Source organism: Affinundibacterium seohonense (genome assembly GCF_014284305.1).
GTDB lineage: Bacteria > Pseudomonadota > Gammaproteobacteria > Burkholderiales > Burkholderiaceae_D > Undibacterium > Undibacterium seohonense.
This window is the reverse complement of sequence record NZ_JACOFW010000012.1, coordinates 1-15842: the sequence shown is the minus strand read 5'-3', so window position 1 is coordinate 15842 and position 15842 is coordinate 1. Positions and strand designations below refer to the sequence as shown.

At 44.0% G+C, this 15842-nt stretch carries 13 protein-coding genes and 1 tRNA gene; 3 read left to right on the top strand and 11 right to left on the bottom strand.

All coding sequences use genetic code 11. From position 1 onward, the window contains the following. Nucleotides 1-10: 10 nt before the first annotated feature. Entirely contained in the window at nt 11-1999 is a 1989-nt protein-coding gene (locus H8K52_RS11620) for an OPT/YSL family transporter (protein WP_186923077.1), read from the bottom strand. Between the two features lie 130 nt (nt 2000-2129). Next, a complete protein-coding gene (locus tag H8K52_RS11615; RefSeq protein WP_186923076.1) occupies nt 2130-2483 on the bottom strand; it encodes a DUF1428 domain-containing protein in 354 nt (117 codons plus the stop codon). A gap of 529 nt (nt 2484-3012) precedes the next feature. Between H8K52_RS11615 and H8K52_RS11610 the strand changes: the two genes are divergently transcribed. Then, complete coding sequence (locus tag H8K52_RS11610) at nt 3013-4206, top strand: amino acid aminotransferase (protein WP_186923075.1); 1194 nt, start codon at nt 3013-3015, stop codon at nt 4204-4206. Between the two features lie 102 nt (nt 4207-4308). Here H8K52_RS11610 and H8K52_RS11605 read toward each other — a convergent pair whose 3' ends face one another. Further along, nucleotides 4309-4947 (bottom strand): response regulator, encoded by a 639-nt coding sequence (locus H8K52_RS11605; RefSeq protein WP_186923074.1) that lies wholly within the window; start codon nt 4945-4947, stop codon nt 4309-4311. A 243-nt stretch (nt 4948-5190) separates the two neighbouring features. Between H8K52_RS11605 and H8K52_RS11600 the strand changes: the two genes are divergently transcribed. After that, entirely contained in the window at nt 5191-6801 is a 1611-nt protein-coding gene (locus tag H8K52_RS11600; RefSeq protein ID WP_186923073.1) for a M1 family metallopeptidase, read from the top strand. A gap of 81 nt (nt 6802-6882) precedes the next feature. Here H8K52_RS11600 and H8K52_RS11595 read toward each other — a convergent pair whose 3' ends face one another. The 8 genes from H8K52_RS11595 to H8K52_RS11560 all read right to left on the bottom strand — a co-directional run bounded on the left by H8K52_RS11595 (nt 6883) and on the right by H8K52_RS11560 (nt 13911). After that, nucleotides 6883-8712: a M61 family metallopeptidase gene (locus H8K52_RS11595; protein WP_186923072.1), complete on the bottom strand. Its 1830-nt coding sequence runs from the start codon at nt 8710-8712 to the stop codon at nt 6883-6885. Nucleotides 8713-9388: 676 nt separating this feature from the next. Beyond that, nucleotides 9389-9634 (bottom strand): hypothetical protein, encoded by a 246-nt coding sequence (locus H8K52_RS11590; protein ID WP_186923071.1) that lies wholly within the window; start codon nt 9632-9634, stop codon nt 9389-9391. Nucleotides 9635-9863: 229 nt separating this feature from the next. After that, on the bottom strand, nt 9864-10361 hold the full coding sequence (locus H8K52_RS11585) for a hypothetical protein (RefSeq protein WP_186923070.1): 498 nt from the start codon (nt 10359-10361) through the stop codon (nt 9864-9866). A 139-nt stretch (nt 10362-10500) separates the two neighbouring features. After that, nucleotides 10501-10836, bottom strand: a complete 336-nt coding sequence (locus H8K52_RS11580) for a helix-turn-helix domain-containing protein (RefSeq protein ID WP_186923069.1) — start codon at nt 10834-10836, stop codon at nt 10501-10503. A gap of 9 nt (nt 10837-10845) precedes the next feature. Continuing rightward, nucleotides 10846-11040 (bottom strand): helix-turn-helix transcriptional regulator, encoded by a 195-nt coding sequence (locus H8K52_RS11575; protein WP_186923068.1) that lies wholly within the window; start codon nt 11038-11040, stop codon nt 10846-10848. Nucleotides 11041-11160: 120 nt separating this feature from the next. Then, a complete protein-coding gene (locus H8K52_RS11570; RefSeq protein WP_186923067.1) occupies nt 11161-12288 on the bottom strand; it encodes a hypothetical protein in 1128 nt (375 codons plus the stop codon). Between the two features lie 100 nt (nt 12289-12388). Next, on the bottom strand, nt 12389-13654 hold the full coding sequence (locus tag H8K52_RS11565; RefSeq protein ID WP_186923066.1) for a tyrosine-type recombinase/integrase: 1266 nt from the start codon (nt 13652-13654) through the stop codon (nt 12389-12391). A gap of 166 nt (nt 13655-13820) precedes the next feature. After that, nucleotides 13821-13911: transfer RNA gene (locus H8K52_RS11560), tRNA-Ser, on the bottom strand. A gap of 167 nt (nt 13912-14078) precedes the next feature. Between H8K52_RS11560 and murJ the strand changes: the two genes are divergently transcribed. Further along, entirely contained in the window at nt 14079-15632 is a 1554-nt protein-coding gene (murJ, locus tag H8K52_RS11555) for a murein biosynthesis integral membrane protein MurJ (RefSeq protein WP_186923065.1), read from the top strand. The last annotated feature ends 210 nt before the right edge of the window (nt 15633-15842 follow it).

Below are 15842 nucleotides of genomic sequence, written 5' to 3'. Positions count from 1 at the left end.
AGCCTTGGGTCTACATCAAAACATTGATCATGGCGTTGCCAATCCCGATTAAGGCAGAACCAGCCAGCAAGCCTGCGGCGACAGCCTGCATTCCATCTACCCAAATGCGATAGCCATTGCTCTCGACCGGGCTGTTCTTGTGCTTTTTGTCCATGATCCAAAATACGAATGCACCTATCCACATAGCTAATACGGCTTCGGGTGGGAGCACTACGCCAAGCCCAATTGAAATCGCAGAGATCGGAAATTTTCCTTTACTGAGTTTTCCGGCCGTTTCAAAAATGATCGCCGCAAGTGCGGCAATGATCATGGAAATGATGGCGCTGTATGAAAGGTTATTGAAACCATTGCCGATGAGCTCAGCGACACCTTTCCACTGCATGGCGGCAGGGAAGGCGAATTGATCGGAGATAATAGTCGCGCTATTGCGTACACCGTTGGCATCAGGCGGTAAAAATAATAAGAAAAACACAGGAATGCAGGCGAGGGTGCCAGCGAAGATACCAATCAAATGACCGATGACTTGATGGCGGGGTTTGGCACCGAGCATGTATCCCGGTTTAATATCCGACAATAAGCTGGCGGCGCTTGACGCGACTTCCGCTGACATCCCGGCTGGAATCAAATTGGTTGCGGGATTGCTTCGATCCAAAGCCCCCATCGTGAATTGCGTGATTTTCGACAATCCACTGGTCGGAATCCATGAAGTCAGCGCCATCGAATTGATGCAAATCACGGCCAACAAATACACCAGTGCCAATGAAACAAATGCGAATATCCAGGGAACGCCAAAAAAAGCATGGGTCGTCCAAACGCCTAACAAGCTAAAGATCGGCACACCAAAGTAGGAAATCCATAAAGGAACCTCGATATCAGCCAAAACATCTTTGCCATGATCAATAAGCTTGTCTGTTTTGAATAATCGGGATAGGCCTTTGAAAATTTCGGGCTTTGCGAGCAGGCCAATCAAAGCAGCGACGACCATTATGACAATACCCCACCAGAGCGACCATTGATTGACAATTTCCACACGAGAGAGTGGCACCAATTTCCCATCTAAGCCCATGCGCGGGGCAATATCGCCTCGGTTAATCATAACGGGAGCGAGAATCGCAAAGTTAAGAATGGCACCAATTAGGCAACTAGTCGCAACCCGAATTCCCATCAATGCACCGACACCGAACATTGCGGCATCTAATGTCAAACGCAGACCCAGCGTTCGAAAATCGACACCAAGAATTTTAGGTATCCATAACTCATACTTAACTGCCGCTAAATAATAATACGTATCCAAGCGCTCCTTTAGATACCAAGGCTCGTTTAATCCTGCCCATTGATTGAGTCTGAGTATTTTAAATTGGATGAGTTTCATCCAACCATCGCTTAATAGAATTTGTAAAGCGGCGGTCCATAGTCCAACTTTGGCGAGCAATTTTGCTTTGAAAATACCGCTATCCGCATCACCGTGGTACAAGGTATCAAGCACCACGCCGCAGGCATTCCCTTCGGGGAAGGGGAGCTGATCTTCATTGATGAAGCGGCGTTTCAGTGGAAAGGCAAGCAAGACGCCAAGAATGGCGATGATGACGAGCCAGATTAACATTTGCCACCAAGACGGGATGATCTTGGTAATCATCATGTAGGCAGGTAAGCACGCGACCAAAGGCATGGTCATGTAGCCAGCAGAGGTGGCAATGGACTGTGTGCAGTTGTTTTCGAGTACGGTAAAGTTGTTGGTAATGCCGGCATTTTCTAGAGCTTTGAACAGGCCAAAGGCCAATATCACAGAGATCAAATTGACGCCAATGGAAATGCCAGTTTTCGCACCAATGTACATGGCGGTGGAAGATAGGACTCCACCCAATATAAATCCAGTCAAGCCTGAGCGCCAACTTAATTGTGGCATGTCCCCACGGTAGATATTATCCAGCCACCATTGATCTTTTTGCTGACGCGACCAGGTTTTGATCTGTTCGTCGTTGAGTTGTTGAATCGCCACGATAGCCCCCTGAATTTTTTATTATCTAGGAAGTATCAATGCCTGTTGTTTTGGTGTCAAGATGACTTTTGCAGTCTCGATCTCTAACCATTCGAGTCTGTCTTTATAATTCAACTAATCGAGTCTGTCTTTATAATTCAACTAATTTTTCAAAGCCGCCATAAATTAAGCGTTTGCCATCGAATGGCATAGGCATATTTTCGGGTGCAAAACGCGGATCCGCCATCATTTTCTCCCAAGCGGCATCGCGCACTTCCTTGGATGGCCAAGTCATCCAGGAAAATACGACAGTCTCGTCTTCTTTGCACATGACAGCTTGAGGAAAGGATGTCAGTTTGCCAGGCTGCACATCATCGCCCCAGCCCTCAACAATTTGTAATACACCAAATTCTTTGAAGAGTGCAGACGACTTCTCAGAGTAAGCCTTATACGCCTCTTTGTTCGCGGTTGGGACTGCAATAACAAAACCATCTATGTAGTTCATATTTATTATCTCTTTAAATGTGGAAAGACGTTTGGATTGAAACTGGCTAGCTAAAAACAGTGTAGAGAGCTCTTATTGGTGGATCAAGCAAAATTTAAAACGATAGATGAAAAGTTCCGCCAACATTCATTTTGAAGGTAGCCAATTTCCCAAAAAATAGTCATTCACACGGCTTTTGCTATTCATAGTGTGTCAAAATAACGCCTTTACGAAATTCTGCTTTATTCGTCTTTTTTGTTGGTTTGTCTCAAAACATGAGCACGAACTTCGCGGAAAACACCATTTTTCCCCTGACATAAAATCATGACATCGGTGTACCTACACTTTCTGGTTAGCGTCTACTTGGGCATTCACCACGCCAGTATTTGCTGAACCAAAATTGTCTACATGTGAAAAGCCTAGAACGCAGAGTGATAGTGATGCTCGCCGAATAATGTAAAATATAGCAACGGTTTGAGCGCACTTAAGTTTTTAGCAGTTTATTCTTTCTTGTTTTTTATTACGATTTTTCTCAACTTGGAGTTTTAACATGTTTCAGCACGTCGAAGCCTATGCAGGCGATCCTATCCTCTCCTTGAATGAAGCGTTTGGTAAAGATACCCGCCCAAACAAGATCAATTTGTCGATTGGGATTTATTTTGACGACAACGGCAAAATTCCAATGTTGCCATCGGTTCGTGCTGCGGAGTTAAAAGTGGTGGAAGCCGCAGGTGCTCGCCCATACTTGCCTATGGAAGGTGCAGCCAACTTCCGCACAGCGGTTCAGCATTTGTTGTTTGGTGCCGATCGTCCTGCGGTTAAAGAAGGCCGTGTTGTGACTTTGCAAACAGTTGGTTCTAGTGGCGGTTTGAAAGTTGGCGCTGATTTTGTTAAACGTTATTTCCCAGAAACGACGATGCTGGTGAGTGATCCAACTTGGGATAATCACCGTGCCGTGTTTGAAGGCTCAGGTTTAACTGTTAAAACCTATCCATATTACAACGCTGAAACCGGTGGTTTGCGTTTCGACGACATGCTCGCCAGTTTGAAGCAGGCCGAAGAAAAATCCGTCGTACTGTTGCATGCGTGCTGCCACAATCCAACTGGTGTTGATTTGACCCAAGCACAATGGGAGCAATTGATTCCTGTATTCAAAGAGCGCAATCTGATTCCTTTCTTGGATTTAGCGTATCAGGGTTACGGTGACGGTATTGAAGAAGATGCTTTTGCCATCCGTTTATTAGCGGATCAAGGCTTGAGCTTCTTCGTCGCAAATTCTTTTTCTAAGAGTATGAGTTTATATGGCGAGCGTTGTGGTGCATTGAGTGTGGTGTGTCCAGATGCCGCGCAGGCCGTGAATGTGTTGGGGCAAATGAAAGCAATTATCCGTCGTAACTATTCCAATCCACCGATGCACGGTGGTCAATTGGTTGCAACGGTATTGACTGACCCAGCATTGCGTCCTATGTGGGAAGCTGAAGTGGTGGCAATGCGTGACCGTATTCAGGCAATGCGTAAGGCTTTGCATGACGTATTGGTTGCTAAAGTGCCAGGTCGTGATTTTAGTTATTTCTTGACCCAACGCGGCATGTTTAGCTACACCGGTTTGACAGCTGAGCAATGTGATCGCTTGAAAGAAGAGTTCGGTGTTTATCTGGTACGTTCTGGCCGTATGTGCGTAGCTGGCTTGAATACCAGAAACGTTGAGGCAACGGCAGCAGCAATGGCTGCGGTATTGGCTTAAAAGCTTAGGATGTAGTTAAGACCGAATCGCTTAGTCTTGACCAAAAAAAACCGTCTTCTCGGAGACGGTTTTTTTATAATGGAATCAATCTTGAATGAATTCTTAATTTGGTAAAGTATCTTTAGTTTCACCAGAATCAAGGACTTCGTTTAGCATGTTGATCAAAATCGAACGAGTCAATTTGGATTTTGTTGCATAACCGTCAATGGCGTAACTACCCATAATGTTTTCTTTGGCGTAGCCTGGTTGTCCCGTTCTCAGAACGATACGCAAATTTTTACGGGATAAATCATCGCGTAGAACATTCACCAATTTTAAGCCCGCGTCGACTGTCTCCATTACCACATCTAGCAATATGAGTGATGTATCTGGGTTACTCTCTGCAACTTCTTTTGCTTCTTTAGCAGAAAAAGCATGAAGAAATTCTAATGGTTTTCCATGAATCTCAACGCCACTTAACGCCAAAACCGTTGTGTCATGGACATTGCTATCATCATCAGCAATCAGTATTTTCCATGGACTAACGGCGGTTTTACCAGCGCTGCCGTCTTCAGCCTCATGGAGAAAAACAATGCTGTCTTCGCTATCATCGTCTGACAAGAAAATATTATTTTTATTTGAGTCTTGTTGAGCTTGAAATGGGCGATATTTGCCACTAGCAGTCACACTTAGCCAGGCTGATGCTGAGCTTGATTTGTGCGAGTTCCGGTAGGGCTGTTTACTGCTATGGTGAGATTCCATCAGTAGCTCCCTGTGCGTGTATGTTTTACAAACTTCCATTGAATAATATGTGATACATCGTTAGGAGACAAGCCCTTACATGTGAAAAAAAGTGAAATTTGAACATATTGTGCATCAGAAGAATTGATGATTCCGATAGTCGATACTTTTTGTTATGCTTAGATAATCATTTGTGCAAAAGACTTCAATCAAACTCGATATTGTTTATCGTAAAACCTAATGACCCACGACATGTGCTCGCTTATGAAAAATTTTTTGTGTTTTTTAACTTTGGTGTTGGCTTCAAATTTGGGAGCCGCTCGAGATTTTTATACTAAAAATCCCGGTATCGACGTCGAGCGCTATCGCTACTTTATCGAATTAAATGACGACAATGCGCGAATACAAGGCAGAGCCATTATCACGATTCATGCACTGATACCAATCGCCGAGCTAGAACTCGATTTAGCGCAATTGAATGATGCCGGAAAGGGAATGCGAGTATTGGAGGCGACTATGCTTGGACAGCATTTGTCGATACAACATCAAGGTGAAAAGTTAAAAATACAATTGCCTCAGTTACAAGCAATCAATTCTGTCTTTGAACTGCAGATAGCCTATGAAGGTGAGCCAAGTTCAGGTCTGCACATTAGTAAAAATAAATTTGGTGATCGCGTGTTTTTTGCTGACAATTGGCCAGATCAGGGGCATCAATGGCTTCCTGGGATTGACCATCCGAGCGATAAAGCAGCTGTGGAATTTATCATCACCGCACCGTCTCATTATGCCGTCGTGGCGAATGGTTTGAAGATTGAAGAGAGTAGTTTGGATGGCAATCGTAAATTGACACATTGGCGGGAAGATGTGCCAATTCCTATGAAGGTCATGGTGATCGGTGTCGCTCGTTTCGCCATGCAGGAAAGTGCGAAATTGAATGATGTCTCAATTACTAGTTGGGTATTTCCTCAAAACAGAAATGAAGGATTTCACGATTACCGTGTAGCGATCCGTGCTTTGGATTATTTTCAAAAAAATATAGGTCCCTATCCGTACAAAAAACTCGCCAATGTGCAGTCAAAGACCCGTTTCGGCGGATTGGAAAATGCCAACACCATTTTTTATTTTGAAAATTCGGTAACAGGTAAAGGCGAGCAAGAAGCTTTGATTGCGCATGAAATTGCTCATCAATGGTTTGGTAATTCTGCCACTGAGAATGATTGGCATCATGTTTGGCTAAGTGAAGGTTTTGCGACCTACTTTACCAGTTTGTATATTGAGAATACGTTTGGACGAGAGGCGTTCGTTAAACAGATGTTGGCGAATCGAGAGAAAGTCATTCGTTATCACCAAAAAGTGCTGCGCCCGATTATTGATACAACTTTGCAAGATCCGAAGTTAGTGTTAAGTCCGAATACTTACGAAAAAGCGGCTTGGGTTTTGCACATGCTTAGACAAGACTTGGGTGATGCCGTGTTTTGGCAAGGAATACGTCACTACTATGCAAATTTTGGTGGGAAAAATGCGATGAGTGTCGATTTTCAGAAATCTATGGAGCAGGTTTCAGGTAAAGATTTATCTCATTTTTTTCAACAATGGCTATATCAAGCCGGGTATCCCAAGTTGGCAATTCAATGGTGGTTTGATCGCAGCAAAAAAGTAGTAAAGCTCAAAATTGAACAATCACAATTGCAAGCCTTATTTGATTTTCCTTTGGATCTGGCAGTGCAGGGCAGTGACGATCAATTTGAATTGCACTCCATTCGTATAAACAGTAAATCGACGGAATTTAGTTTGCCTCTGCAACTGACGCCTAAAGCGGTGAGCCTTGACCCTATGGTGAAACTGCTGTTTGAAGCTAAAGTGGAACGGAAATAAGCTCATCAACAAAAAACGCCAGCAATTTGCGCTGGCGTTGTTTGGTGAAGTGAATAAAGATAGAAAACAGATCTCTTATAATTATTCTTTGGCTTTTTCCGCGTTAGCCGGTTTGGTTGCAGGCCAAGCGACGCCAAGCCAGTTAGCATTTAAGGCTTTTTGCTCATCGTTAACTGCATCGACCGCTTTTAACTTTGCTTTACCCTTGATTTGACGATTCGCTGTTAATGCAATTTCACGTAATTCATCGCGACGGAATACGGTCAATTTAATCGGCATTTCCTGTAGTAACCACAGTTTATCGTTGATGTCTTTTGGTGTTAAACGCAGTCCATTTGCTGCCACCAAAATATCTCCCGCTACTACGCCTGCTTTCCATGCTGGGCTGTCACGTTCAACCTCAATCACCACAGGGTGATCACTGGTGTCGCGAGTGCGCCAGCCAGTGAACCACTCTTCTTTTTGCTCGTCGTCTTTACCACCTTCAATCACATAACGCAAGCCAACCTTGTTGAACAATTCTGTAAATGGGATCTCGCCCATGCCATCAACATATTTTGCCCACCAGCCTGACCAATCGTTACCAGTGACGGTTTTTAACGCAGTACGCACGTCTGCTTCTGAGTAACCACCTTTATCAACCGTATGATGTTGATACAGATATTGGTGCACATGTTCAAAGCCTTTAGCGCCTTTAGTTTGCTCGCGGATTTCGATGTCTATTGCTGTCGCTAACAACATACCTTTGCTATAAATATTGACGGAAGCATTGCGTGCGCGTTCGCCGCCTGCATCGATCCAGGCATCAAAACTGGACTCCGCAGCACTTTGTTGGAAACGACCAGGCTGATGTTCATACGCGAACACGGCTTTTGACATTTCTTCCATGAATTCATCACGCGTTTGGATGCCAGCCCGTAAAGTCAGTAACTCTTCAAAATAAGAGGTATTGCCTTCAGCCATCCACAATAAACGTGTGTAATTTTCACGTTGATATTCGTAAGGCACCATCTCTTTTGGACGATACGCTTTCACATTCCATGTGTGCACAAATTCATGGGCAGCGGTGCGCAAGAAACCGAGATATTCTTTACGCGGAGAGAAACCCCAGCGATTTTTTTGAATGACTGTCGAGTTTAAATGTTCAGTTGCGCCACCAACGCCATCCGTCGCATGAACGATAAATAAATAGCGTTTAAATGGATAAGGACCAAATAATTTACGACCACCTTCAACGATCTTCTTCAAATCGCCGGCCATTTTTTTGCCGTCATAATTACCACGACCCCAAATCGCTAATTCGATCGTGTGTCCATCTACATCAAAGCTATGAAATTCATGTTCGCCAGTTTCAATCGGTGAGTCGATTAAGACGTCATAATTTTTAGCAACGAAGCAATTATCGCAATTGCCCTTATCCATACCAGAGCGCGAGATCCAGTTTTTCGGCGTGTCTAAGGTGACTTTGACAGGCTGACTGCGAAATGGTGCTGCATACATCAAGACGCCACTGGCATCGAGATAAGCATGGGTGTCATCAATATGTTGCGTACGTTCGCCCAATGCATTTGCAAAAATCTCATACGAAATCTTTACCGTATCACCTGGCTGTGTTTTTACTTGCCAGGTGCCCTTGTCGGTTTTAGTAAATGCCAGCGCTTTACCCTTGCCATTTGTTGCCGCAAATTGACGTACATTTTTGCCTAAATTAAGAATTTCGTAACGGCCAGTACGCCAAATCGGCATTTGTACATCCAAGCTTTTGCCTGACACAGCAGGGAAGTCTATCTTCACTTCTGCTAAATGTTGCGCTGGATTGGTGATTTTGATTTGATAACTGACATCCGCAAAAGCGAATGGAGAAGCCATCGCGCAAACGAGCGCTAATGATCGTAAGAGAGTCTTTTTCATTGTCTAAGATGTTATGTTTGATCAAGCGATTTTAAGAAAAAAGCACCGCGCGGCAAGCATGAATGCAAAATTATGGCTTGTCAACGAAGATGCGATTTGAAAAATTATTTCTACGGATTGAATTGCCTCTATTTTCTGGATGATTTGAAATAAAGCATATTTTTAAGTCTTTCAATCGATTTATTCTGACTTCAACATGGATATATGCCGATAAATGTGTGTTTAAAATTTATGGCATTGTCGCCGTGCATAGACCAAGATTATGAGGATTGGTTCTTGTTGGTGAAAATATCTTTTCATTATTTTGAAGGTGCTGATGCAAGAGTTGATTTGCACGCATTGTGTGTTTTTTTCAAATTCGAAAGGGGTAGTCGTATTGTCTCTTGAAAGCCTTATAAATAAAAGATTTAACTAATTCGAATTGTGGAAATGCCCCCAAAAATGCCCCCAAAAATTATTGTGATCCCTTTTTGTTATATCTAGCTAAGGGTGTCGCAAATGCCCATGGAAACTTGAAATAAATCATTTTTGCTTGTGTTGTATTGCCTCCATTTGATTAACAGATTCAAAAAAAGGAATTTTTTCTCCACGTGAAAGAACGTGTGGTGTCCTCGGTAAATAGGTCTGAATGTTTTACCCAGCCCCTACTAGGGAGATCGAGCCTTTCGCTATTTTCTTAAAGATGCGTTTTGTTGTAGCGCCTTTCAGTGAGCTTTATCATTCGGTTTAATGCGGCAAAAAATTCAATCTTGGCTTGCTCTATCTCGCGTTCTCGTTTGGTCGCGCCGATAGCCCAGTTTTTAGAAATAATCGCTTTTCCTTTTAGCGTCTTCGCCCCTGTGCTTTTATGCCATGGTTTCCAATCATGAATTTTTGCCGCCTGTTGTTCCCTTTGTTCAAGCGTCCATTTTCGAGCAGCCATTTTGCACCTCTAATAGTTTGGTGATGCTTGGAAATGCGTACTTTGCGTAGTTGCATCGGTTTAATCGTCGGTAATTTGTTCTATTTCGCAAACCCCTTTTTCCTTTAACAGCTCTCTAAGTTCCAATACTAGAGATGGTAAATCTATAGAGGTGTACAGTAGGTGTACCAGACAGAGCTGAAAAATAGCCCGTTTAGGTACACGTACTGTACTTAAATCACTTGTTTCACTATCCGTCTAGTACACGTGGCGTACCTAAATCGGTGTTTTTAACTAGCTTAGGTACACGTGCTGTACTGGGCGCTTTAATTTTGGGTTGAATCGGATCAAGCCAATTATTGATTGGTCGTGTGGTGGCGCGCATTTCTAATTTGCCGCCACATTCATCGATAGCTAACCATCCCAAACCAAACAAACTACATTGATGCAATGAGCCTTGTCGAGTCTTGATAATTAACCCTGATTCTAAAAGTTCATTGATCGATTTTTGTAGTGTGGCTTTTGATTTCCAACCACGTTGCCTAAGTACTTTTTCAAATGCCGCGCTTGCATCGCCGTTGTTACCCATTCGCCATTGGCTTGCGAGATCGAGAAGCAACTTGCAAGCATAGGGCGATAGTTTGGCGAGTGCCTGACTTTTTAAGACATCAAGCCGCAAGGGAAGAAAAGCGCCGCCGCCCCTTGCTTCCTTTGCTGCTTTGAGTGCTCTGTCTTTTGAGCGGCTCATGCTCTCGCTTCCTTTAGTCGATTTAGGTGACGATACAAGCCCCATAAATCGTGTAGGCTCATACATGCCACATCATCAAGCCCCATTGCGGAAAACTCTGCCAAAAGCCCGTACAGTTCAATAATCCAAGTATCATTGCTCATTGGGGTTTGCCTTCATCAAGATCATCAAATAAGGGATAGGAAATTTTGCCGACATACACGTACTTTTTGACGTGGTGCAAAATGCCGCAATCGGTCGGTGCATAAACCCACATGCTTCTGATGTCGTTACCTTTGGCGATGAGTTCCTTAATCCTGCCAGCGGGGTGCAGTACGTCTAAATGCTTGCGAGCTTCCAAAGTCGAAATGCCGCCTTCATGCATCATCGCGTCTAGTAGTCGATTGCCTTGCGTTCCAATGTTATTGCCGATATGCTTGTTACGAATTTTTTCTAATGCCCTGATGCGCGAGCGAGGGGTATTTTTTTTGTCCATGATTCCCCCTTATGCTTTGCGTGATGCTTTGATGCGTTCTTCGATGAACTCCGAAATATCGCTTTCAAGCCAGCCGACAGCACGCGCGCCAAGGCTGATCGGTGGTTTGAATTGCCCACCTTTGATGAGAGAATAGATTGTGCTGCGTGAGAGACCCGTGCGCTGTTTTACCTGCGGCAGGCGAATAATGTGTTGTTGGTTCATTTAACTTCTCCATAGTGATTTAACAAAGACTCGTGAGGTGTTTTACGAGTTGGAGAGATTTTATGAAGCTAGAGAAATTAAGTAATTGCATATGCAAATTTGAGGTTGCATATGCAATTTTTATTTGCTGGAGATTGATTTTTTCGCTGCGATGAATTTCTTTTGAAGGTTGCTTTGTGATAGACCTCCACTGTCTCCAAAATTGTTGTGAATTTCAGTTATTAGAGCCTCTTGGTTTGCGATGTTGGTGTATCGCTTTTCATCCTTATCTGTTTTTTCAAGAATCAATCCTAGTAAAGCCCCAATAACATTCAGATATGATTGCTCAGACTTGCCTTCAACCTGTTTTTCGGTGCGGAGCTTGGATTGATTGAAATAGTTGTTTTCGATCGCCCAATCAAGCCAATCTGGTGGTGATCCTTTTGATAGTGCCCAACTAATAAAATATTCAGGTGTGGCTCTCGACGGATGATTGCCGCTTTCCCATAGGCGCTCATAAGATTCATGTCTTCGTACGTGACTTGAGCCACTTCGAGGGTCTCCCTCAAAGCCATCAATAGTTTTCAAAAATTTAATTATTCGAATTGGCTCATCATATATGTTTTGATCGAAGTCAAAAAGGGTTTCAGGACTCAATCCAGATAAAAGCATTAGACCTTCCTCTTGCTTCCATGTGTCGTGTTTAAACCAATCGTGAAGGATTATCGGCACACCACGTCTGGACTCAATTTCTTCAAGATGTACAGCCATACTTTCTTGAAATTTAGGATCATTCATTGTTGCTGACATTGCGAGCGCTCTTTTGCGCATTTCCGTAGTTGGATTTTCGCTTTTTTCTTTCATTGAAAACCAAAAATTTGGCAGATGCTGATCAGTTTTTTTTAGCCAGTTTAAGAAATCATTTTTTTGAACGCAGATGTTTTCGAGGACGGTTTGAATTGGTACCGAACCCTTAAAGGCATATCCATAAAGAACAAATCCACGAATTGCGTCCCAATATTTTTTCTTAAAAATTAATTCTCCGCCATACTTAGAATAACAAACTCCATATTCTCCGTTTTCTTTTAGAAATTCCTCTTCTTCCTCTTGTGTATCTAGTACGGACATATCGATGTACGGGTCAATAACTTTGAGATTCTCAGCAAAAATTTCAGTTAGTAAGACCAACCGTAAATTTTCTTTGTCGGTTTCCTCTTCCCATCGATACAAAATATCATCCAGTGAATATGCTGTAATCAAGTGTTTCATTTATGCCCCTTTGCCCTTTAATCTGAAAACCACGCCAGCAAGCAAAAGGGGCAATGCTTGTTTTCGCTCCGTCGAGCTAGGCGCGGTTAAACTTGAATTGTTAAGCTACAGACTTCCTAAACTGTCCAGTAATGACTTTACCATTCCCCAATTGATCGAGATAGTCCGCCCAGTGCTGCATCATCTTTTTGCGTTCTTCGATAAACTTGGCGCGATCATAGGCACTTGCAACTTTATCTTCGTGGGCGTGGGCTAACTGCCTATCCACGATCTCGTGGCGATAGCCTAGCTTTTCTTTGAGTGTGGTCATTGCCAAGGCTCTAAAGCCGTGCGTGGTCATCTTGCCTTCATAGCCCATGCGATTTAGTGCCATGCGTATCGCATCGCCGCTCATGGGCTTTTCGTGGTTGCGTTGGTTGGGGAATAGATATTTGCTGCCACCTGTGAACTTGTGCAGCTCTCGCAGTAGCTCTATTCCTTGGCGCGATAAGCAAACGTGGTGATTAGTTTGGTCTGGGTTGGTGACGCGCTTGCCCATTTTCATGCGCTGCCATGGGATGATCCATTCGCCTGTTTCTAGATTGATCTCGCTCCATGGGGTTGTTCTAAGCTCGCTACTTCGGACAAAGATCAACATCATCAAGTGAATAGCGATGCGGGTAGGGAAGTAGAGACGGGCGTGATTCTCTTTTAGTGTAGCGAGGAAAACGGGAAGTTCATCGGGTGATATGGCGGGGAAGTGCGTTGATTTAACGGGCTTTAACACTTCTTTGAGGTCTGCTGCTGGGTTTTTGTTGTCGATGCCAATCTGGTTGGCATAGCTGAAAACACGCGCGCAGGTTGCCTTTAAACGATGCGCTACTTCTGCCGCGCCGCGATTTTCGACTTTGCGTAGGGCATCGATCACATGTTTGTGGGTGATCTTGGCAATCGGTAAATGTCCGATTTCTGGGAAGATGTCTTTCTCTAGTCGATTAATGGTTTCACGCGCGGTTGATTCGCTCCATGAACTTAAGCGGGTGTTATGCCATTCCCGTGCGACTTTTTCAAAGGTATTGCCCATCGCTTCGATAGTCTTTTGTTTGGTTTCTTCGCGCTGCTCCGCTGGGTCTTTGCCTGCTGCAATGAGTTTTCTAGCTGCATCGCGTTGATCTCTTGCGTCTTTTAGGCTGACATCGGGATATTTGCCAAAAGATAATCGATTTTCTTTGCCGTCCGCTTTGCGGTACTTCATGCGCCATAGCTTTGCGCCTTTGGGCGTGATTTCGAGATATAAGCCGCCGCCGTCTGATAGCTTGAAGGTTTTGCCAGTGGGTTTGGTGTTTAACACCTTGGTTGGGCTTAGTGGTTCAATGATCTTAGGCATTTTGGGGGCATGAGGTTGGGGGCATTTCGAATATGCCCCCAAGTGTGCCCCCAAGACTACTGGATGTCAACGAACACTAAAAACGCTTAAGAAACAAAAAACCCGCATCAGCACTGGGCTTGAGGCGGGTTCGGTGGACGCTTTTGGACGTCTTAAAACATGTTCTTGGCGGAGAAAGGGGGATTCGAACCCCCGGTAGGCTATGAACCTACGCACGCTTTCCAGGCGTGTGACTTAAACCACTCATCCATCTCTCCGAATTCGTCAAACGCCTTTAATTGCTTAAAGCCATTTGGGAAGCTCGAAAGTATAGCAGAGATTGTTTTGACGGTAAATGCAAAAATACGGAGTTTCTGGGGATTTGCTGGTGTTTCTTACATTGAGTACTCAATTTTGTCATGGGCAAAGGCTATAATCTCGCTCCATGAACTTATTAAAAACACTGGCTGCAATTAGCAGCATGACTATGTTGTCGCGTATTACGGGTTTGATCCGTGACATATTGTTTGGCGCTTATTTTGGCGCAACGGCGATGATGGACGCCTATGTACAGGCATTTAAAATTCCGAATTTTTTTCGCCGCTTATTTGCAGAAGGTGCCTTCTCCCAAGCCTTTGTGCCGATTCTTGCCGAGTATCGTAATAAGAGTTCGGATGCTGAAGTTAAAGAATTGGTCGATCACGTCGCGACTGTGTTGGTGTGGGCTTTGTTATTTACCTGCGTGATCGGTGTGATTGGTGCTCCTGTCTTGGTACTGATGTTTTCTTCTGGTTTTTGGGGAACGCCGAAGTTTGATCTGACAGTCAATCTTACTCGTATCATGTTTCCGTATATTGGCTTCATGTCCTTGGTTGCGCTGTCTAGTGGTATCTTGAATACTTGGCGCCGATTTAAAATTCCTGCTTTTACGCCAGTCTTACTTAATCTTTGTTTTATCGTCGCAGCTTACTTTTCCTTAGCTTGGTTCGGAAAAGAGAAGCAGATTTATGCATTGGGTTTTGCCGTTTTCGTTGGTGGCTTGCTCCAGTTGGCGATACAAATTCCCTCCTTGATACAAATTGGTATGTTGCCGCGAATTTCTTGGAATCCTGCATTTGCTTTGCGCGATCCTAAAGTTCGTCGTGTGTTGAAACAGATGGGGCCGGCAGTGTTGGCGGTATCTGCGACGCAAATCAGTATCATGATCAATTCAACTTGGGCTTCATTTCTGCCTGACGGTAGTGCGTCTCAATTGAATTTTGCGGATCGCTTGATGGAATTTCCTTCAGCGATGTTGGGCGTCGCACTCGGGACGGTTTTACTGCCTAGCTTATCGGCAGCCAAAGCGAATGCGGATAAAACAGAGTATTCATCCTTGCTTGATTGGGGTTTGCGCTTAACCTGTTTATTGGCGTTGCCCGCAGCGGTTGGCTTGCTGACTTTGTCGGATGCTTTAACCGCGACCTTATTTCATAATGGTAAATTTGATGCCCATGCAGTGAATGAAACGGCCAAAGCGGTTGCTGCTTATGGGGTAGGTTTAACAGGCTTAATCTTGGTGAAAATCTTAGCGCCAGGTTTTTATGCTCAACAAGATATCCGCACGCCTGTCAAAATCGCTTTGATCGTTTTAGTCATTACGCAAATCATGAATGTCTTGTTTGTGCCATTCATACAGCAAGCTGGTTTGGCCTTGTCGGTGGGTTTGGGTGCGTGTGTGAATGCAGGGATGCTTTACTACGGATTACGGAAGCGTGAGCTATACGTGCCTTCAGCCGGATGGTTGAAGTTCTTTGTTAAATTGGCTGTGGCTTTGTTGTTGATGGGGTTGGTTGGTTTTGGATTGGCTTCGCAACTCGATTGGATTGCATTGCAGAGTAATCGATGGATAAGAGCTGCCTATATGGGCGGCGTGATTGTCACTTGTATGTTGGTGTATTTCAGCTCTCTATTTGTGATGGGATTTCGCTTGCGTGATTTTAGAAAAGTTTCGCGCTAGTTCATTATTTGTAACATTAGATGTTCCCCAAACAAAAAAGAGAAGCTCAGCTTCTCAGATCGCTGACAAACCCCGTCTTTTATTAAAAGCGGGGTTTTTTATTGGGTAATGATTGCGTCTCTAGTAGGCACTTTAAAAATAAAAGAACTTCGCCACGTATTTTTCAAACGAAGACTCAATGCCTTCCATAGTCGCCATAGGTGCTTTGCT